The organism is Microbacterium sp. LTA6 (assembly GCF_045690355.1).
Classification (GTDB): Bacteria; Actinomycetota; Actinomycetes; order Actinomycetales; family Microbacteriaceae; genus Microbacterium.
In genome coordinates, this window is record NZ_CP147855.1 from 867442 (window position 1) to 888013 (window position 20572).

A 20572-nucleotide genomic window follows, 5' to 3' on the forward strand; every position below is an offset into this window, starting at 1 on the left:
AAAACCTCAAGTAGGCTTGAGGTCAAATCGAGCAGCGGGAGGGCCCGGATTGACGCCTGAAGACATCACGGACGCACCGCCGCACGCGCCGGACGAATTGCTCAGCATCGGTGAGATGAGCCGACGGACAGGCGTGGCCGTGTCGGCACTGCACTTCTACGAGAAGCTCGGCTTGATCGCATCGACGCGCACTCCGGGCAATCAGCGCCGATACGCGCGCCACATGCTGCGCCGGGTCTCCCTCATCACCGTGGCCAAGCGGCTCGGCATTCCGCTCGCGGACGTGCAGGATGCCTTCGCCGACGTCCCGCTCGCCGTCACCCCCAGCCATGAGGACTGGCAGCGCGCGTCGCGTCGCTGGAAGCGCGCGCTGGAACGACGCCGAGAAGGCATCGAACGCCTGGAGAAGGAGCTGACCGGATGCATCGGCTGCGGCTGTCTGTCCATGAAGGCGTGCGGCCTGCTCAACCCTGACGACGCACTCGCCAGCCGAGGTGCGGGGCCACAGCGATTGCAAGGTTCGGATGACCCCGCACCCCGCCACTGACCCCGGACGTCGCCTGGCCACTGATGCGATATGGCGGCGCACTAGGGTGATGGCATGACGATCGACCTCGAGGCCCTGTACATCGACCTGCACCAGCATCCGGAGCTGTCCTTCCAGGAGACGCGCACGGCCGGCGTCGCCGCCGGGCACCTGCGCGACCTGGGGCTCGAGGTGGAGGAGGGCGTCGGGATCACCGGCGTCATCGGGTTGCTGCGCAACGGCGGCGGGCCTGTCGTCTGGCTCCGTGCCGACATGGATGGTCTCCCCGTCGAGGAGCAGACCGGGCTCGCGTATGCGAGCACGGCGAAGGGCATCGACCCGACGGGAACCGCCGTCCCCGTCATGCACGCCTGCGGCCACGACATGCATGTCACCGCCATGATCGGCGCCGTCGAGAAGCTCGTCGCCGAACGCGACGACTGGTCGGGAACGCTGGTCGTCATCATCCAGCCCGCTGAGGAATACGGAGCAGGCGCACGAGCGATGCTCGACGACGGCATCCTGGCCCGCTACCCGAAGCCGGACATCGTGCTCGGTCAGCATGTCACCCCGCTGCCTGCCGGCATCATCGGAGTGCGCAGCGGCACCCAGATGGCCGCATCCGACGGCCTCACCGTGACCCTGCACGGTCGCGGCGGACACGGTTCGCGCCCGCACGCCACGATCGACCCCGTCGTGATGGCGGCGGCGACCGTAATGCGCCTGCAGACCATCACCTCTCGGGAGATCGATCCGCAGGGCGTCGCCGTCGTGACGGTCGGTTCGATCCACGCCGGGCTGAAGAACAACATCATCCCCGCCGAGGCCAAGCTCGAGCTCAGCCTCCGGTACCCGAACGACGAGATGCGCGACAAGGTGCTCGCGAGCGTCGAGCGCATCGTGCGGGCCGAGGCCGCGGCATCCGGCGCAGAGCGCGAACCCGAGATCCGCACCGACCACACTCTGCCGGCCACCATCAACGACGAAGACGCCACGGCACGGGTCACCGGTGCGCTGCAGCGCGCCCTCGGTGAAGCATCCGTCATGGACCCCGGCATGTTCACCGGCAGCGAGGACGTGTCCTGGTTCGCCCGCGATGCCGGTGCTCCCCTGGTGTTCTGGTTCTGGGGCGGAGCGGATCCGGTGAAGTTCGCCGAGGCGACGGCAGCGGGCCGGCAGGCCGAGGACATCCCGACCAACCACTCGCCGTACTACGCGCCGGAGATCCACCCCACCATCGAGGTCGGCGTCACGGCGCTGTCTGCGGCGGCGCGGGAGTTCCTCGACTGAGTCGCGGCTGCCGAGCTCCGTTCACAACTCAGGAAGATCCGCTCCGGTACTCACCGTCCGCGCCCGAATAGGCCCGGTCGCTGGAATTCTTCCTGAGTTGTGAACCGCGAAGCACCAGCCTGAACGGCCGATTACACCGCGATCACACGTGGCGGAGCGAGCTCGCGCGGCCGCACGCCGTGCGCCTCGCGGTGCAGCCGCTCCATGCGCACGTCGAGCTCGCTCGCTGCATCGGCCGCATCGGTGAGGCTGTCGACGAGGTGGCCGGGAACCTGGCCCTGGAACTTGTAGTGGATCTTGTGCTCGAGGCTGGCCCAGAAGTCCATCGCGATGGTGCGGAACTGCACCTCGACCGGCACCGCGATCGGGCCGGTCGAGAGGAACACGGGAACCTCGATGATCGTGTGCAGGCTCTTGTAGCCGTTCGGCTTCGGGTCGGCGATGTAGTCCTTGACCAGACGGATGCTGACGTCGTCCTGCTGGGTGAGCAGATCGAAGAGGCGGTACACGTCGGCGACGAAACTGCAGGTCACCCGGATGCCCGCGATGTCGGTGATCTCCGCACGGATGGTGTCGAAGTCGGGCTCGATCCCCTTGCGGGCAACCTTCTCGACGATGCTGTCCGGCGTCTTGATCCGGCTCTTGACGTGCTCGATCGGGTTGTACGCGTGGTTGTGCGTGAATTCGTCGCGGAGGATCGAGATCTTGGTCTCGACCTCCCGCATCCCGAACTCGTACTCCCGGAGGAACCGCTGGAACTGATCGCGGAGATCCTTCGCCTCGGCGATGGCCTGCTCGTCGACGGAAACCGTGCTCATGATCCTGACGTTACGCATCCGTGATCGGAATCGCCTGGGTGTTCGCCCGCAGCGGATGCCCTCACACGCCGATCGTCAGTGCGGCCATGTATCCCTGAGAGACGCCGCCGGTCATGGTCGCGATCTGGTGGATGCCGTCGTCGTCGCCGAAGACGTTGTCACCGGCCAGCGTCACCCTGGATGCGTTGGTCACGCTCTTCTCGTAGCCACCGGTCGCGTACACCGCCGCGTTGCTCTCCTCGGGGAGGGCGATCTGCGATGTCTTCACGATCGGGCCGGTCGCGACTGCCGATGCGACATCCCCGTAGACCTCGAAGTGGATATGCGGCCAGCGGCCGTCGTAGCAGGCCGGGTAGATCGAGGTGAATCGCACAGTGCCGGTGTCGTCGGCCTCCTGGACTCCGCGGAGATAGTTCTCGTCTTTCGCAGCATCCGAGTACAGCGAGTAGTTCCCGTCCCGGTCGCAGTGCCAGAGGTAGACGCCGGCCCCGACCAGGGCGCTGCCAGTCGCGGCGTCGCGCACCGTGAGCACGATCTCCAGCGGGACGCCCTCGGCGGTCGTCGTCGAGGATCCGAAGCTGGAGCGGATGTCCCGGCGCACGATCCCGGAATCATCGAGGACGTTCACGCCGTTCGATCCGTCGGCGGGGTAAGGCCCGGCCGTCTCGTCCGGCACTTCGCCTTCCACCGTCACACCGTCGCCCTCCGCCTCGGGCGCTCCGCCGGGTCCGCCGGATCCGCTCGGCGCCGCGGAACCGCTGGGCTCTCCGGACGAGTTCCCTGCCGAGGACGCCACCGGCGCGCACGCGGCGAGCAGCGCCGTCGCGGCCACTCCACCGAAGATGCCCAGAGCCCGCCGCCGGTTCACCAGCGTGCGGATGTCGTAGACCAGCCCGCGGTGGTCCTCGTCGATCTCGTTGCCATCCTTATCGATCCATCGCGGATCGGTCGTCGTCTCGCTCATGATCTCTCCCGTCGTCTGGATCCAGAGAATCAAGGCACGCTATGCGAACGATAGGTCGGGGCGGAGCGGATGCTATGTCGCAACGATGCGAATCCTATGAGCGCAGATCCAGAGAACCCGTCCCGAGGACCGGCGTCGCCGAAGCGTAAGAATTCCGTAAGGGCGTCCGCACACCCCGTAGGGATTCCGTAAGGATGTCGTGAGGATCGCCCCCGCAGGCGTATCGTCGCCGCTCGTGGCAAATGAATCCCGGAGCCTGCCGGACACCCCGCAGCTCGCGAAGCGCATCCTCATCGGGGATCCGCTGACCAACGAGCACCTCGAGGGTCAGCTGCTGCCGAAGCGCATGGCGCTGCCGATCTTCGCCTCCGACGCGCTGAGCTCCGTGGCCTACGCCCCGCAGGAACTGGTGATGATCCTGCTGATCGGCGGACTCACCTTTCTGTCCTTCACGCCGATCGTGGCCGTATGCGTCATCGTGCTGCTGCTCGTGGTCGTGCTCAGCTATCGCCAGCTCATCAAGGCGTACCCATCCGGCGGCGGCGACTACGAGGTGGCGTCGAAGAATCTCGGCGAGATCCCCGGCGTCGTCGTGGCGGCGGCCCTCCTCGTGGATTACGTACTGACGGTCGCCGTGTCGGTGGCATCCGGCGTCGACAACATCATCTCGGCCGTTCCTGCGCTCGACCCGTTCCGGGTATGGCTCGCCGTCGGCTTCGTCATCCTGATCATCGTCGTGAATCTGCGCGGTGTGCGTGAGGCGTCCCTCGTGTTCGCGATCCCGACCTACGTCTTCATCGCCTCGGTCGGCTTCATGATCGTCACCGGTCTGGTCCGCACGTTCCTCGGCGATGCGCCGGTCGCTTCCAGCGCCGAGTTCGCCGTGCACGCCGAAGACCTCAGCCAGGCGGCAGTGATCCTGCTCGTTCTGCGGGCCTTCTCGAGCGGATGCTCCGCCCTCACCGGCGTCGAAGCCGTCTCCAACGGCGTTCCCGCCTTCCGCGCGCCCAAGGTGCGAAACGCGCAGTCCACCCTCGTGCTGATGGGCACGATCGCGATCGGCCTGTTCGCGGGTCTGACCGCGCTCGCCCTGATCACCGGCGTCCACTACGCCGAGAATCCCTGCGACCTGATCGGCTTCGACTGCACGAACCCGCAGCCGAGCCTGATGGCACAGGTGGCGAGCGCCACCTTCGGTGGCGGCAGCATCCTCTTCTTCATCGTGCAGGCGGCGACCGCCTGCGTGCTGCTGCTCGCCGCGAACACCGCGTTCAACGGCTTCCCGCTGCTCGGCTCGGTGCTCGCCCGCGACGGCTATGCCCCGAAGGCCCTGAACACCCGCGGCGACCGGCTCGTCTTCTCGAACGGCATGATCGCCCTGGGCATCGTCGCGATGATCGTGCTCATCGTGTTCCAGGCGAAGCTGACCACGCTCATCCAGCTGTACATCATCGGCGTCTTCGTGTCGTTCTCGCTCGGCCAGCTGGGCATGGTGCGGCACTGGCGACGCATCCTGCGCCGGCCGGCCGAAGGAAGCACCGGCGTGCAGGCCACAGCATCCGATCGCCGCTCTGCGCGCGTCGGCCTGATCATCAACTCCGTCGGTGCGAGCCTCACGATCCTCGTGCTCGTCATCGTCACGATCACGAAGTTCACCCACGGCGCGTATCTGGTGTTCTTCGCCATCCCGGTGCTCGCGTTCCTGATGATGGGCGTGAAGCGGTACTACCGCGATGTCGAGCACGAGATCGCGATCGATGACGTCACGCATTTCGGCGCCAACGGAGACCTCGCCCTCGTGCTGGTCAATCGGCTGCAGAAGCCGGTCGTGAAGGCCGTCGAGTATGCCGTCGCGGCGAAGCACGGCAAGACTCTCGCTGTGCACGTGGGGGTTGCCGCCGATGACGCCACCGAACTGCAGCAGCAGTGGGCGGACCATCTGATGCCCGTCCCCCTGGTGATCATCGAATCGCCGTACCGGTCGTTCGCGCAGCCGGTGGCGCAGTTCATCAACCAGTACCGCGAGAAGCACGGCTCGTCGGTCGTGACGGTCTACCTTCCGCAGTACATCGTCGGGCACTGGTGGGAGACGTTCCTGCACAACCGACGCGCCCGCCGGTTGGCGAACCAGCTGATGCTCGTGCACGGCGTCTCGATCACGCTCGTGCCGTGGCTGCTGGATTCTTCCGAGCTCATCTACGGACGTCGCTCCCGCCCGCTGCCGGGCCAGGAGCGTGCCGGCCGCCCCGTCGTCGTGAACGGCCGGCGTGCGCACCGGCCTGCCGGTCCGCCGCAGAGCTGACGCCGAGCATCACCCGGCGACGAGGGCGAGCACCAGAGTGGCTGCGACGACCGTCGGCACCGCGACGACGAGCCCCCACAGCATGAAGCGCGGCCAACTGATCGTCACGCCGAGGGCGACGATCCGGTGATGCCACAACAGCGTCGCGAGTGATGCCCACGGAGTGACGAGCGGGCCGAGGTTCACACCGATCAGCAGTGCCATCAGCGCCACCGGGTCTCCCGCGGCGGGCTCCAGGATCAGATATGCCGGGAGGTTGTTCACACCGTTGGCGGCGAGGGCGCCGATTCCCGCGAGCTGCAGGAGCGCCGCCGGCCCGTGATCGTCGGGGGCCAGCGTCGTCAGGAAATCGAGGAAGCCATTGGCATGCGCCGTCTCGACCAGCACGAACAGAGCGGTGGCGAGTCCGACCGCGGACCACGGAACCAGTCCGAGCCGCAGCACATGTCGACGCCGCACAGCGAACAGCACGACCAGGAGCAGGGCGGCGGCCGTGGCGGGGATCCACACGTCGTGCGTCACCGTGAGCAACGGAAGCAGCGCGATCAGCACCGCGGCTGCGCCCCAGAAGAGCACACGGTCAGAGGGTGTCCCCGGCGGCGGCACGCGGTAGCCGCCGAACAGAGTGCGCCGGTGCACGATGGTGAGGATCGCGACAGGGATGAGCACGCCGATCAGCGTCGGCGCCCAGCTGAGCGCGATGAACGCCGCCGGGTCACTGCCGACCGCTGGCGCGGCGAGCAGGTTCGTGAGGTTCGAGACCGGCAGCGCGAGGGATGCCGTGTTCGCCAGCCACACCGTCGCGAGCGTGAACGGGAGCGGTGAGACGCCGATGCTCTGCGCCAGCACCACGACGACCGGGGTCACGATCACGGCCGTCGTGTCGAGTGACAGGAAGACCGTGCTGACGACCGCGAGCGCGACGACCGATGCCCAGAGCGCCAGAACCTGCCCCCGCCCCCAGCGGGCGAGCCTCTGCGCGAGCACATCGAAGACACCGGCGTCGCGGGCGAGTTCGGCGACGATCGTGATCGCGACCACGAATCCCAGCACGGGCACGATGCGGAGCCCGAGCGCACCGGCATCCGGTGCAGGAAGGATGCCGGTGACGACGACGACCGCGGCGACGCCAGCCAGCACGAGGACGATGATCGACCCCCTGCTGAGCGTTCGTCGTGCCGCAGTCACTCCGAGAGCATACGACGGCTTCCCCTTGGACACCCGCCGTGAGCAAGCCGCATGCGTCACGGCGAAGGGCGTAGGGGAACCGTGAGGATCGTCGTCGACACGCGTCAGCCGGAGTTGTATCGACTCCGTGCTCGACATCCTCTACCTCGCGCTGACTCTCGCGCTCTTCGCCCTCGTCTCGCTGACCGCAAAGGGGGTGGAGCGGCTGTGATCGTCTTCGAGATCATCGCTGCAGCTCTCGCACTCGCAGCGATCGCCTACCTCGTGGTCGCCCTCGTCGCCCCGGAGAAGTTCTGATGGGCGCGGGCATCTGGTTCGGCATCCTGCAGGCGGCGACGCTCATCATCGCGCTCGTGCTCCTGTACCGGCCCCTCGGCGACTACATCGCCCACGTGTACACCTCGGCACGCGATCTGCGCGTCGAACGCGGCTTCTACCGCCTCATCGGCGTGGACCCTTCGTCCGAGCAGACCTGGCGCGCGTACGCCCGCAGCGTGCTCGTGTTCTCCGCGGCCGGGCTCCTCCTCGTCTACGGCCTGCAGCGGCTCCAGGCGTTCCTTCCGGAATCCCTGGGCCTCCCGGCCGTCCCCGAAGGCCTCGCATTCAACACCGCGGCTTCCTTCGTCGCCAACACGAACTGGCAGTCCTACTCCCCCGAGCAGACGATGGGCTACACGGTGCAGCTCGCCGGCCTCACCGTGCAGAACTTCGCCTCCGCCGCCGTCGGCCTCACCGTCGCCATCGCACTGACCCGTGGGCTCGCCCGCCGGGGCTCGGCGACGATCGGCAACTTCTGGGTCGACCTGATCCGCGGGCTCGGTCGGCTGCTGCTGCCGATCGCGTTCATCGGTGCGATCGCGCTCATCATCGGCGGCGTCGTGCAGAACTTCGCCGGCTTCACCGAGGTGCAGGCCATCGGCGGCACGGCGCAGTCGATTCCGGGCGGACCGGTCGCGTCGCAGGAGGCGATCAAGCTGCTCGGCACGAACGGCGGCGGCTTCTTCAACGCCAACTCGGCGCACCCGTTCGAGAACCCGACCGGGTGGACGAACCTGCTGGAGATCCTGCTCATCCTCGCCATCCCGTTCGCGCTCCCCCGCGCCTTCGGACGCATGATCGGCGACAACCGCCAGGGATACGCGATCGCCGCCGTCATGGGCACGATCTTCCTGGTCTCGACCTTCGCGCTCTCGGCACTCGAACTGGCAGGACGCGGCTCGGCTCCGGAACTCGCCGGAGCGGCGATGGAGGGCAAGGAACAGCGTTTCGGCATCCTGGGATCCACCCTCTTCGGCAGCGCGAGCACGCTCACCTCGACCGGAGCGGTCAACTCGATGCACGACTCGTACACCGCTCTCGGTGGCATGATGCCGATGCTGAACATGATGCTCGGAGAGGTCGCTCCCGGCGGTGTGGGCTCCGGCCTGTACGGGATGCTCGTACTCGCGATCATCGCCGTCTTCGTGGGCGGGCTGCTCGTCGGACGCTCCCCGGAATACCTCGGCAAGCGGATCGGCCCGCGCGAGATCAAGCTCGCGAGCCTCTACATCCTCGTCGTCCCCGCGCTCGTGCTCGGCGGTACCGCCCTGAGCTTCGCGATTCCCGGGATCCGGGAAGACGTCGAGTCGACCAGCATCCTGAACCCGGGCGTCCATGGGATGAGCGAGGTGCTCTATGCGTTCACCTCGGCGGCGAACAACAACGGCTCGGCCTTCGCCGGACTCACGGCGAACACCCCGTGGTTCAACACGGCGCTGGGCGTGGCGATGCTGCTCGGGCGATTCCTCCCGATCGTGCTCGTGCTCGCACTGGCCGGTTCGTTCGCCGCGCAGGAGCGAGTACCGGCCACCGCGGGCACCCTCCCCACCCATCGGCCGCAGTTCGTCGGCCTCCTCCTCGCCGTGACGGTCATCGTCACCGCACTCACCTATTTCCCGGTCCTCACTCTGGGGCCGCTCGCTGAAGGACTCGTCTGACATGACCATCGTCACCTCCACCCCCGAGATGCAGGATGCCGCGGCATCCGCCTCCGCTTCATCCGAGACCGCGAAGCCTCGCGCGTTCGGCTGGGCGCAACTCGTCCAGGCCCTGCCCGGCGCCCTGCGCAAGCTCGATCCCCGAGCCCTCGTGCGCAACCCCGTCATGCTTCTCGTCTGGGCCGGCGCCGTGTTCACGACCGTTCTCGCGATCGCCGAACCCTTCCTCGGCGGCCCCGGGGAATCCGGCGGCACCGCCGTGCCGCCGATGTTCACCTGGGGCATCGCGGTCTGGCTGTGGTTGACCGTGCTCTTCGCGAACGTCGCCGAGTCCGTGGCCGAGGGCCGCGGCAAGGCGCAGGCGGCAAGTCTGCGCGAGACGCGCACCAGCACCCTCGCCCGTCGGGTCACCGGCTACGACGCGGCGCAGGACGCCGCCGCCGTACGCACCGAGACGGAGCAGGTCTCCTCGGCCGACCTGCAGCGCGACGACATCGTGATCGTGGAGGCCGGCGAACTGATCCCCGGTGACGGCGACATCGTCTCCGGTATCGCGACCGTCGACGAATCGGCGATCACGGGCGAGAGCGCCCCCGTCATCCGCGAGTCCGGCGGCGACCGCAGCGCCGTCACCGGCGGCACCCGCGTGCTGTCCGACCGGATCGTGATGCGCATCACGTCGAAACCGGGCGAGACCTTCGTCGACCGGATGATCGCCCTCGTCGAGGGCGCGAGCCGCCAGCGCACGCCGAACGAGATCGCCCTCAACATCCTGCTGGCGAGCCTGTCCATCGTGTTCCTGATCGTGGTCCTCGCCCTCAACCCGATCGCCGCCTACGCCGCGTCACCCGTGAGCATCCCGGTGCTCATCGCGCTTCTCGTCTGCTTGATCCCGACCACGATCGGCGCCCTGCTGTCGGCCATCGGCATCGCCGGCATGGACCGACTGGTGCAGCGCAACGTGCTGGCGATGTCCGGGCGCGCGGTCGAGGCCGCCGGCGACGTGACGACGCTTCTGCTCGACAAGACCGGAACCATCACCTACGGAAACCGCCGCGCACACGAGGTGCTGCCGCTTCCGGGCGTCGACGCCGACGAGCTGCTCCGCACGGCCGCTCTCTCCTCGCTGGCAGACCCGACACCGGAGGGCGCATCGATCGTCGAACTGGCTGCGGCACGCGGCATCCGGGTCGCGGAACCGGCGGATGCGATCGTCGTGCCGTTCACCGCGCAGACCCGGATGAGCGGACTGGACCTCGCCGACGGCACCCAGATCCGCAAGGGCGCCGGATCCGCGGTTCGCGCCTGGCTCGAGATCACCGGAGACGACGTCGAGCTGACGAGCCGCACCGATGCCGTCGCGCAGAGCGGCGGCACGCCCCTCGTCGTCGCCGTGAAAGCGCCTGCAGGCGCCGGCCGCGTGCTCGGCGTCGTCCACCTCAAGGACATCGTGAAGGAGGGCCTGAGGGAGCGCTTCGAGGAACTGCGCAGCATGGGAATCCGCACGGTCATGATCACCGGCGACAACCCGCTCACGGCGAAGGCGATCGCCGCCGAGGCCGGCGTCGACGACTTCCTCGCGGAGGCCACTCCGGAGGACAAGCTCGCGCTCATCCGCCGGGAGCAGGACGGCGGCCGGCTCGTCGCGATGACCGGCGACGGCACCAACGATGCCCCGGCCCTCGCCCAGGCGGACGTCGGGGTGGCGATGAACACCGGCACCTCCGCCGCGAAGGAGGCCGGCAACATGGTCGACCTCGATTCCGATCCCACGAAGCTCATCGACATCGTGCGCATCGGCAAGCAGCTGCTGATCACCAGGGGAGCTCTCACCACCTTCTCCCTGGCGAACGACATCGCGAAGTACTTCGCGATCATCCCGGCGATGTTCATGGGGGTCTTCCCCGGACTCGCGGCGCTCAACATCATGCAGCTGCACTCGCCGGCATCCGCCGTGACGAGCGCGATCATCTTCAACGCGATCGTGATCGTCTTCCTCATCCCGCTCGCCCTGCGCGGCGTGAAGTACCGGCCGGCGAGCGCCTCGCAGATCCTGCAGCGCAACCTGCTCATCTACGGCCTGGGCGGTGTGATCGCGCCGTTCATCGGGATCAAGCTCATCGACGTCGTCGTCAGCCTCATCCCCGGCTTCTGACCCTCCCCGATCCGACAAGGAAGAGACATGTCCTCATTCCGCAGCACCGTTCGCACCACCGGCGTCGCACTCCGCGCGATGCTCGTCCTCACGCTGGTCCTCGGCGTCGGCTACACCCTCCTCGTCACGGGCATCGGACAGGTGCTCCTGCCCTGGCAGGCGAATGGCTCTCCCCTCGCCGACGGAAAGGGCACCGTGGTCGGCAGTGCGCTGATCGGCCAGTCCTTCACCGATGCCGACGGCGAGGCGCTGCCGGAGTACTTCCAGTCACGACCGTCGGCGGCCGGCGACGGCTATGACGGCGCCAGCTCCAGCGGCAGCAACCTCGGGCCGGAGAACCCCGATCTCGTCGCCGCGATCGAGGAGCGTCGCACGACGATCGCCGAGCGCGAAGGCGTCGCGCCCACGCAGGTTCCGGCGGATGCCGTCACCGCATCCGCATCCGGACTCGACCCGCACATCAGCGTCGCCTATGCACTGCTCCAGGCCCCCAGGGTGGCAGCGGAGCGAGGCCTCTCCGAAGCAGAGGTGCTCTCGCTCGTGGAGTCTAGGATTCAAGGGCGGGATCTGGGATTCCTCGGCGAAGAGCGCGTCAACGTCGCAGAACTCAATCTCGCTCTTGACGAGCGGGAGGGCGCATGACCGGAGAGCGGATGCAGCGACGTGGTCGCCTCCGCGTGCTGCTCGGTGCAGCCCCTGGGGTCGGGAAGACCTACGAGATGCTCGCCGAGGGCCGTCGACTTCACGACGAGGGCCGGGATGTCGTCATCGCGATCGTCGAGACCCATGAGCGCGAGGCGACGCTGGCGCAGACCGTCGGCCTGCCCGAGGTGCCCCGACGGATCGACAGCCACCGCGGCGTCGAGCTCTCCGAACTCGACCTCGATGCGGTCATCGCCCGCGCCCCGGAGATCGCCCTCGTCGACGAGCTCGCGCACACGAACATCCCCGGTTCGCAGCATTCGAAGCGCTGGCAGGACGTCGAAGTGCTGCTGGATGCCGGCATCGACGTCATCACGACGGTCAACGTCCAGCACATCGAGTCGCTGAACGCGGTCGTGGAGAAGATCACCGGCATCGCCCAGCAGGAGACGATCCCCGATGCCGTCGTCCGTGCCGCCGACGAGGTCGAAGTCGTGGACCTCGCCCCGCAGTCACTGCGGGACAGGCTCTCGGCGGGGCTCGTCTACCCGGCCGAGCGCATCGATGCGGCGCTGTCGAACTACTTCCGTCTCGGCAACCTGACCGCACTCCGCGAGCTCGCCCTGCTGTGGCTGGCCGACGAAGTCGACAGTGCCCTGCGCAGCTATCGGGCCGACCACGGCATCGAGGGCACGTGGCAGGCCAGGGAACGCGTGGTCGTCGCATTGACCGGTGGCCCGGAGGGCGAGACCCTGCTTCGCCGCGGTGCCAGGATCGCTGCCCGATCCGCGGGCGGGGTGCTCCTCGCCGTGCACGTGTCGGCGCAGGACGGGTTGCGAAACGACTCACCCGGGGCGTTGACGGCCCAGCGCACCCTGGTCGAGTCGCTCGGTGGCAGCTATCACCAGATCGTCGGCAACGACATCCCGGAGACCCTGGTGGAGTTCGCCCAGTCCGTCGATGCCACGCAGGTGGTGATCGGCGTGAGCCGACGCGGTCGTCTGATGACAGCGCTGACGGGCCCGGGGATCGGTGCGGAGATCATCCGTCACTCCGGCGACATCGACGTGCACATCGTCACCCACGCGGCAGCCGGCGGACGCGCCTCGCTCCCGAAGATCACGGGTGGGGCGCTCGGATGGCGCCGCCAGGTGCTCGGATTCGCCGTCGCGCTCGCCTTCGGGCCGCTGCTGTCCTGGCTGATGTTCACGTTCCGCAGCCCCGAGTCGATCACCGCCGAGGTTCTCGCGTATCAGCTGCTCGTCGTGGTGGTCGCGCTCATCGGAGGGCTGCGCCCTGCGGTGTTCGCCGCCGTGCTCTCCGGCATCACCCTGGACTTCCTCTTCGTCGCGCCGCAGTTCACGATCACGATCGCCCATCCCCTGCATGTGCTCGCGCTCGCCCTGTACGTCACGATCGCGATCCTGGTGAGCATCATCGTCGATCAGGCCGCGCGTCGGGCTCGCACCGCCAAGCGCGCCACGGCTGAGGCCGAGTTGCTGGCCGCGGTCGCGGGCAACGTGCTCCGCGGTGACAACGCCGTGCTCGCGCTCGTGAGTCGTACCCGTGAGGCGTTCGGGCTGAGCGGGGTGCGCCTGCTCGACGCCGACGGCGAGGTGCTCGCGCGCGACGGGGAGCCACTGCGGGACGGAAGAGCGATCACGGTGCCGGTCGGATCCGGCGATGCCCCGCGCGCGATGCTCGAACTGCATGGCGGGCCGCTGGACGGTCCGGCCCGGCGACTGCTCGACGCGATCGTCGCCCAGCTGTCGGCAGCGATCGAGCACACCGACCTCCGTGCGACGGCGCGCGAGGCGGTCACCCTCGCCGAGACCGATCAGGTGCGAAGCGCCCTGCTCTCGGCGCTGAGTCACGACCTCCGCCGCCCGCTCGCATCAGCGGTCGCCGCCATCGGCGGTCTGCGAGGGGCCGGTGCACTGTCCGCCGCCGATCGGGACGAGCTCCTCGCCACCGCTGATGAAAGCCTGGGCACGCTGTCGACGCTCATCACCGATCTGCTCGACGTGAGTCGAGTGCAGGCGGGTGTGCTCGCCGTGTCCGCGACGCGGATGGATGCCGCCGGCAGTATCCTCGCCGCCATCGACGAGCTGTCTTTCGGCCCGTCCGATGTCGAACTCGCGCTCGACCCCTCGCTGCCGCCGCTGCAGGCCGATCCGGTGCTGCTGCAGCGGGTGCTGGTGAACGTCCTCGCCAACGCGCACCGGCATTCCCCGGATGGGCGGCAGGTGATCGTGTCGACGAGCCGGCTCGGTGCGCGCGCGGAGATCCGGATCATCGACCGTGGAGAGGGCGTGCCCGCGAACAGGCGCGACAGCATGTTCCAGCCGTTCCAACGCTATGGCGACACTGACAACACCACCGGACTCGGTCTGGGACTCGCGCTGTCCCGCGGGTTCACCGAGGGCATGGGCGGTAGCCTGACTCCGGAGGACACGCCGGGAGGCGGCCTCACCATGGTCATCTCTCTGCCCCTGGCCGCAGAACAGTCCGACACGGAGGAAGCGCAGCAGTGAAGCTCCTCATCGCCGACGACGACCCCCAGATGGTGCGGGCCCTGCGCATCACCCTGGCGGCGCACGGCTACGACGTGATCACCGCCGCCGACGGCGCCGCCGCAATCACCACCGCGGCGCAGACGCATCCGGACATCATCCTGCTCGATCTGGGGATGCCGAAGATGAACGGCATCGAGGTCATCCAGGCTCTGCGCGGCTGGACGAGCGCACCGATCATCGTCGTCTCCGGCCGCACCGGCTCTGCCGACAAGGTCGATGCGCTGGATGCCGGAGCCGACGACTTCGTCACCAAGCCCTTCCAGGTCGACGAGCTGCTCGCGCGGCTGCGCGCGCTCGCCCGACGCACGGCTCCCGCAGCCGGAGAGTCGACGGTGAGCTTCGGCGACGTCGTCGTCGACCTGTCAGCGAAGGCGGTGACCCGAGCGGGCGCGCGCGTACACCTGACTCCGACGGAGTGGCGGATGCTGGAGCATCTGTGCCGGCATCCGGGCGCCCTCGTCACGCGGCAGGACCTGCTGAAGGAGATCTGGGGCAGCGAACAGGTGTCCGACTCCGGCTATCTGCGCCTGTACATGTCTCAGCTGCGCAAGAAGCTCGAGCTCTCGCCCGCCGCACCCGTGCACCTGCTGACCGAATCCGGGATGGGCTACCGCCTCGTGCTGTGAGCACGCTCGTGCGCCTCAGATCTGCGGCGGCGGTGCCGCCAGCGCCCTAAGCGGCAACAGGCGCCGGGATCTCCGCTGGAGCGGGAACCTGCGACCAGCGGAAACGGTCGACCAGACCGGACACCTGAGGAACGCGCGACAGGATCAGCAGCAGACCGTAGCCCAGCATCCCTCCCGCGATGTTGGAGAGGAGGTCATTGACGTCTGCGATGTGCCCTCCGGCGAAGAATTTCTGCGCCGCCAACTGAGCCACCTCGATGCCGAGGCTGGTTCCGGCCACGGCGATGAGGACCTTCCACCAGGATGGCTTCGCCAGCAGCAGCGCACTGAGGATGCCGAGCGGCACGAACACCAGGATGTTCGTCACCGCGTCGCCCCACTCGTAGTCGGCGAAGGGGATGATCGCCAGCCCGGGAATCCAGTTGGCGCCGCCGGTGATGGGGTTGAGGTAGATCGGGAAGATCGTGTTCCCCACGATGCCGGCGGCGTACACGGCGAGAGCTGCGGCCACCATGGCGCGCGGAACGGAGAAGATCCGCTCGGCGTTGAGGCGCCAGAGCAGCAGCGCGAAGATCACGGCGCCGAGAGGAATGACCACCGGCAGCACCGGGATCTGCTGAAAGGGGTCGTTCATAGGGAAACAGGTTACCGAGCGCTGTTATGGATGCTCTGCACCAGCGCGGCGTCGATGAGCACCTCGGCGGCCGCCCTGGCCTGCGCGGCGACCTGCGGGTCGGCGGAGATCGCCGCGGTGCTCTGCGCCCCCTCGGCGAGGATGGACAGCTGCGCGGCAAGGGCCGCGGGCGCGCCCGACTCTGCGGCGAGCGAGGCCATGTACTTCTGGAACGACGCCTTGTGTTCGCGCACGATCTGCGCGACCTCGGGGTTGGTGCCGCCGAGCTCGCCGAACGCGTTGATGAAGGCGCAGCCGCGGAAGCCGTCCGTGCAGAACCATCCCTCGAGGTATCGATAGACCGCGAGCAGTCGGGTGCGCGGGTCGGTGCCGGCATCCGCCACCGCGGCCGTGAGCGACGTCTCCCACTCGTGGTGCTTGCGTTGCAGGACTGCGGCGACGATGTCGGTCTTGGCGGGGAACAGCGCATACAGCCGGCGCAGTGACACGCCGGCCGCCGTGCGCAGCTCATCCATCCCGACGGCCGCGTATCCCTTGCGGTAGTAGAGCTCCTCGGCGGCGGCGAGGATGCGCTCACGAGCCTCTTCTTCGGTCATACCAAGAGTTTACTTGACAAGAGAACGTTCGTTCTCTAGATTGATGACATCAAGCGAGAACGATCGTTCTCGCAGAAAGAGAGGAAACGATCATGGGTTACATCACCGTCGGCACGGAGAACAGCACGTCCATCGAGCTCTACTACGAGGACCAGGGCGCCGGCCAGCCCGTCGTGCTGATCCACGGCTACCCGCTGAACGGCCACAGCTGGGAGCGCCAGACCCGCGAACTCCTCGACCAGGGCTACCGCGTCATCACCTACGACCGTCGCGGCTTCGGCCAGTCGTCGAAGGTGGGCACCGGCTATGACTACGACACCTTCGCCGCCGATCTGAACACCGTGCTCGAGACCCTGGATCTGCGCGATGTCGTCCTCGTCGGCTTCTCGATGGGCACCGGCGAACTCGCCCGCTACGTCGCCCGCTACGGACACGAGCGTGTCGCGAAGCTGGCGTTCCTCGCCTCGCTCGAGCCCTTCCTCGTGCAGCGCGATGACAACCCCGAAGGCGTTCCGCAGGAGGTCTTCGACGGGATCGCCGCGGCCGCGAAGGGCGATCGCTACGCCTGGTTCACGCAGTTCTACAACGACTTCTACAACCTCGACGAAAACCTCGGCTCGCGCATCAGCCAGGAGGTCGTCACCGCCAACTGGAACCTCTCCGTCACCAGCGCTCCGGTCGCGGCCTACGCCGTCGTGCCGGCCTGGATCGAGGACTTCCGCGGCGACGTCGAGGCGGTGCGCGCGGCGGGCAAGCCCACGCTGATCCTGCACGGCACGAAGGACAACATCCTCCCCATCGACGCCACCGCCCGCCGCTTCCACCAGGCCGTTCCTGAGGCCGACTACGTCGAGGTCGAGGGTGCGCCGCACGGCCTGCTCTGGACCCACGCCGACGAGGTCAATGCCGCACTGAAGGAGTTCCTCACGAAGTAGCGCCTCGCCGCGGCATCCGCTCCTCCAGATCTGGGGAGCGGATGCCGCGTCATCCGGCGTCCCGAGATCAGGAGGACCGCCCGAGATCAGGAGAATCCCGCGAAGATTCTCCTGATCTCGGGCGGTCCTCCTGTTTTCGGCGATGGCGCCGCCGCAGCAATGAGACGGCGGCCGGTGCGCCTACGCGTCGCGCGAGCGCCAGAGCAGCCAGACGAAGTACGGCGCTCCGAGCAGTGCCACGATGAGCCCGGCAGGCAGCTGGGCCGGCTGGATGACCGTGCGTCCGAGGGTGTCGGCGAGGGCGACGAGCACTGCCCCGAGCAGCACGGATACCGGGATCACGCGCGCGTGCCGTGAGCCGACCAGCGCGCGGGCGGCATGCGGGGCGACCAGTCCGACGAAGCCGATCACGCCGACAGCCGCGACGCTGAACGATGCCAGCACGGCGGCAAGGAGCAGCAGGCCGAGCCGGGTGCGCTCCAGGCTGATGCCGACCAGGCGCGGGGTGTCCTCATCGAGAGACATCACATCGAGTTCTCGCCGGGCCATGAAGACCAGCGGCAGGGCGATGGCGAGCACGACGGCGACCGGCACGACCTGCTCCCAGATCCGCCCGTACGTCGTGCCGGAGAGCCAGGTGTAGACCTTCGGGGTGTCCCACGGATTCGCGCGCAGGAGGAAGAAGGTCGTCAATGCGGTCGTGCCGTAGGACACCCCGATGCCGATGAGGATGAACCGGTCGGCGTTCAGCCCGCGCCGCCAGGCCAGGCCGTAGACGAGGGCGAACGCGAGGAGCGAACCGACCAGCGCAGCGGCGATCATGCCGGCGGTCGAGGCGACGGCGCTGGTCACCACCAGGACCGCGCCGAGACCGGCGCCGCCGGTGACACCGAGGATGCCGGGATCGGCCAGCGGATTGCGGCTGACGGCCTGGAAGATGCCGCCCGACAGTGCGAGTGCTCCCCCGGCAACGACCGCGGCGATCACCCGCGGCGCGCGCTCGTCGAGCGAGAACGAGATCAGCGGCGGAGCCTCGCCGCGCAGCCACAGGGCGATGTCTCCGGTGAGCAGCCAGGTGCTCCCTGCCAGCAGGCCGAGCAGCACAGCCCCGATCACCGCGGCCACCGTCACGACGAGAACAAGGCGGAACCGCCGCGTGCTGCGGACACCGAAGCGCACTTTCGGCGGCTCGCGCGTCGGTCCGGAGTCGCGCAGTCGGCGCGCCATCACGACGAGCACGACGGCGCCGAGCAGCGTCGTGGCGACACCGGTGGGCACCGCGATCGCCGCCTCCGCGCCGATGATGGCCCGCAGCAGCGCGTCGGAGAGGATCACCACGATCGCACCGAGCAATCCGGAGACCGGGATGAGCAGCACGTGACGGTGCAGGATCGGCACGACGCGGGCGAGCAGTCGCGCGAGTACCGGGGCGCACAGTCCGACGAATCCCATCGGGCCGGCGAGCGTGACCGATACAGCGATCAGCACGACGGCGAGCAGGATGCCGACGACCCGGGTCGACCGGATCGGAACCCCGAGCGACGACGCCGTGTCATCGCCGAGAGCGAGAACGTCGAAGCGTCGGGAGAGCAGGAGCGCCAGAATCGTGGCCACCACGACGACGGGCGCTGCTTGCAGGAACGCATCCAACCCGAGCTGCGACAGACTGCCACTGCCCCAGGCGAACAGCCCCTCGGTCTCCTCGTCGAAGAGCACCAGCAGCGTCGATGTGCACGCCTGGAAGGCGAGCGCGAGGGCGGAGCCGGCGAGGATGAGGCGGGTCGTCGAAGAGCCTGCGCCCCCGGCGAGGCCCAGGACGATACCGGCGGCGATGATACCGCCGGCGAACGCGACGGCACCCGATGCCCACACCGGGATCGCGATGCCGAACGCGGCGACGGCTGTCACGGCCAGGTAGGAACCAGCGGTGACACCCAGGGTGTCTGGTGAGGCCAGCGCGTTACGCGCGAGGGACTGCAGGATGAGGCCGGCGACGCCGAGCGCGATGCCGACCGCAGCCCCCGCGGCGAGGCGCGGAAGGCGCGATCCGACGAGGATCGCCCCATCCGTGAACGAGGCGTCGCTGGTTCCCTGCGTGAGGTGCCAGAACCCCACCGCGGAGAGCGCGACCACGAGAGCGCCGAGAACGACGATCCCCCGGACGACGCTCGATCCGCCGGTCCGGGCGTCTCCAGCCCCGTCCGTGCCGGGCGAGACGACCGACGACCCGGACGACGCGTGTGCGACGCCTGACCCGGAGGCCGTCTGTTCATCCGACGCGGACGGGAGCTGGATGCGGGTCACTTCGAGAGGACCTCAAGGTAGGCGTCGATGATCTGCTCGGTCGAGCGCGGTCCGCCGAACATCCACACACCCGCCGGGAACGCGTGGATGCGCTTGTCCTGCACTGCGGGCAGCGACTTCCAGACCGCGTTGTCGGCGACGGCATCGATGAAGATGCTGCCGTCGGTCTCCCTGGTGCCTGCGTAGAAGAGGCTCGCGTCACCCGCTGCCGTCATGCCTTCGATGTCGGTCTGGCCGAGACCGTACGCTGCATCGACCTCACCAGTCCATGCGTTGGTCAGGCCGAGCGCCTCGCCGACCTCACCGACCAGCGAGCCCTGACCGTAGGGGCGCAGTCGCACGTTGCTGCCATCGACCCAGCCGTCGAAGAAGACGAACTCGTCGGTGTCGGCAACGCGGTCGGCGACCTTCGCCTTCGCGGAGGCCAGGTGTGCTTCGAACTCGTCGGTCACGACCGCAGCCCGATCTTCGCGACCGGTCGCCTGGGCGATCAGGTCGAACGTGGTGAGCATCTGGGCGAGCGGGTCGGCGGTGTCGGCACCGAGGGTCGCGAGTACCGGGATGCCGTATGCCTCGAGCTGAGCGATGATCGCGTCATCGCGCACGAAGGCCTCGACGATGACGAGGTCGGGATCCGCGGCGACCAGCGCATCGAGGTTCGGCTCCTGCCGGGTGCCGACATCCTTCACATCTGCCGGGAGTTCCTCCGCCTTGACCCACGTGTTGTATCCCTCGACGTCTGCGACGGCGACCGGGGTGACGCAGAGCGTGAGAGCGTCCTCGATCTGCTGCCACTCGAGCACCGCGATCCGCTCGGCGGGCTTGTCGAGCTCGATCTTGCGGTCGAACGCATCGGTGAGCGTCACCGCACCGGTCGAGGTCTCCGTGGAGTCGGCGGAGCAGTCCTCGCTGGACGCGGAGACCGGCTTGTCCGTGCCGGCCGAAGTCGGCTGAGTCGTACCGCACGCGGTGAGCGCGAGTAGCAGGGCGCTGCCGAGAGCGAGCGCGGTCAAGGGAGTCTTCTTCATGGTTCCTCTATC

The 20572-nt window shown here is 68.3% G+C and carries 17 protein-coding genes; 10 read left to right on the forward strand and 7 right to left on the reverse strand.

Annotated features, from left to right (window positions below; genetic code table 11):
* Positions 1-115 precede the first annotated feature (115 nt).
* Both soxR and LTA6_RS04080 read left to right on the forward strand, forming a co-directional pair.
* On the forward strand, positions 116-547 hold the full coding sequence (gene soxR, locus LTA6_RS04075; protein WP_407358691.1) for a redox-sensitive transcriptional activator SoxR: 432 nt from the start codon (positions 116-118) through the stop codon (positions 545-547).
* Between the two features lie 54 nt (positions 548-601).
* Positions 602-1816 carry an amidohydrolase gene (locus tag LTA6_RS04080; protein WP_407358692.1) on the forward strand — a complete coding sequence of 405 codons (1215 nt, stop codon included), beginning with the start codon at positions 602-604 and terminating at the stop codon, positions 1814-1816.
* A 131-nt stretch (positions 1817-1947) separates the two neighbouring features.
* Here LTA6_RS04080 and LTA6_RS04085 read toward each other — a convergent pair whose 3' ends face one another.
* Entirely contained in the window at positions 1948-2634 is a 687-nt protein-coding gene (locus LTA6_RS04085) for a GTP pyrophosphokinase family protein (protein ID WP_341976268.1), read from the reverse strand.
* Positions 2635-2695: 61 nt separating this feature from the next.
* Positions 2696-3598 (reverse strand): intradiol ring-cleavage dioxygenase, encoded by a 903-nt coding sequence (locus LTA6_RS04090; RefSeq protein WP_407358693.1) that lies wholly within the window; start codon positions 3596-3598, stop codon positions 2696-2698.
* 346 nt (positions 3599-3944) lie between these two features.
* Here LTA6_RS04090 and LTA6_RS04095 point away from each other — a divergent pair, with 346 nt between their 5' ends.
* Entirely contained in the window at positions 3945-5900 is a 1956-nt protein-coding gene (locus tag LTA6_RS04095) for an APC family permease (protein ID WP_407359244.1), read from the forward strand.
* A 9-nt stretch (positions 5901-5909) separates the two neighbouring features.
* Here LTA6_RS04095 and LTA6_RS04100 read toward each other — a convergent pair whose 3' ends face one another.
* Positions 5910-7088: an SLC13 family permease gene (locus tag LTA6_RS04100; protein ID WP_407358694.1), complete on the reverse strand. Its 1179-nt coding sequence runs from the start codon at positions 7086-7088 to the stop codon at positions 5910-5912.
* Positions 7089-7295: 207 nt separating this feature from the next.
* Between LTA6_RS04100 and LTA6_RS04105 the strand changes: the two genes are divergently transcribed.
* From LTA6_RS04105 to LTA6_RS04130, 6 genes are read left to right on the forward strand one after another with little or no spacing between them, the layout of a single operon-like run.
* Entirely contained in the window at positions 7296-7385 is a 90-nt protein-coding gene (locus LTA6_RS04105) for a potassium-transporting ATPase subunit F (protein WP_341976271.1), read from the forward strand.
* Positions 7385-9064: a potassium-transporting ATPase subunit KdpA gene (gene kdpA, locus LTA6_RS04110; protein WP_407358695.1), complete on the forward strand. Its 1680-nt coding sequence runs from the start codon at positions 7385-7387 to the stop codon at positions 9062-9064. The genes LTA6_RS04105 and kdpA overlap by 1 nt, the downstream gene beginning before the upstream one ends.
* Before the next feature lies 1 nt (position 9065).
* A complete protein-coding gene (gene kdpB, locus LTA6_RS04115) occupies positions 9066-11219 on the forward strand; it encodes a potassium-transporting ATPase subunit KdpB (protein WP_407358696.1) in 2154 nt (717 codons plus the stop codon).
* A gap of 27 nt (positions 11220-11246) precedes the next feature.
* Positions 11247-11861 carry a K(+)-transporting ATPase subunit C gene (gene kdpC / locus LTA6_RS04120; RefSeq protein ID WP_407358697.1) on the forward strand — a complete coding sequence of 205 codons (615 nt, stop codon included), beginning with the start codon at positions 11247-11249 and terminating at the stop codon, positions 11859-11861.
* Complete coding sequence (locus LTA6_RS04125; RefSeq protein ID WP_341976275.1) at positions 11858-14395, forward strand: ATP-binding protein; 2538 nt, start codon at positions 11858-11860, stop codon at positions 14393-14395. The genes kdpC and LTA6_RS04125 overlap by 4 nt, the downstream gene beginning before the upstream one ends.
* Positions 14392-15063, forward strand: coding sequence for a response regulator (locus tag LTA6_RS04130; RefSeq protein ID WP_341976276.1), 672 nt, complete (start codon positions 14392-14394; stop codon positions 15061-15063). Before LTA6_RS04125 ends, LTA6_RS04130 begins: the two co-directional genes overlap by 4 nt.
* Positions 15064-15109: 46 nt before the next feature.
* Here LTA6_RS04130 and LTA6_RS04135 read toward each other — a convergent pair whose 3' ends face one another.
* Positions 15110-15697 (reverse strand): VanZ family protein, encoded by a 588-nt coding sequence (locus LTA6_RS04135; RefSeq protein ID WP_407358698.1) that lies wholly within the window; start codon positions 15695-15697, stop codon positions 15110-15112.
* An 11-nt stretch (positions 15698-15708) separates the two neighbouring features.
* Positions 15709-16293 (reverse strand): TetR/AcrR family transcriptional regulator, encoded by a 585-nt coding sequence (locus LTA6_RS04140; RefSeq protein ID WP_407358699.1) that lies wholly within the window; start codon positions 16291-16293, stop codon positions 15709-15711.
* Positions 16294-16385: 92 nt separating this feature from the next.
* Here LTA6_RS04140 and LTA6_RS04145 point away from each other — a divergent pair, with 92 nt between their 5' ends.
* Positions 16386-17228 carry an alpha/beta hydrolase gene (locus LTA6_RS04145; RefSeq protein WP_363550661.1) on the forward strand — a complete coding sequence of 281 codons (843 nt, stop codon included), beginning with the start codon at positions 16386-16388 and terminating at the stop codon, positions 17226-17228.
* 180 nt (positions 17229-17408) lie between these two features.
* On the opposite strand, the gene LTA6_RS04150 is transcribed toward LTA6_RS04145, so the two are convergent.
* Together LTA6_RS04150 and LTA6_RS04155 are read right to left on the reverse strand one after the other, a co-directional pair.
* Positions 17409-19532 (reverse strand): iron ABC transporter permease, encoded by a 2124-nt coding sequence (locus tag LTA6_RS04150; RefSeq protein ID WP_341976280.1) that lies wholly within the window; start codon positions 19530-19532, stop codon positions 17409-17411.
* A complete protein-coding gene (locus tag LTA6_RS04155; protein WP_341976281.1) occupies positions 19529-20560 on the reverse strand; it encodes an iron-siderophore ABC transporter substrate-binding protein in 1032 nt (343 codons plus the stop codon). The genes LTA6_RS04150 and LTA6_RS04155 overlap by 4 nt, the downstream gene beginning before the upstream one ends.
* Positions 20561-20572: the final 12 nt, after the last annotated feature.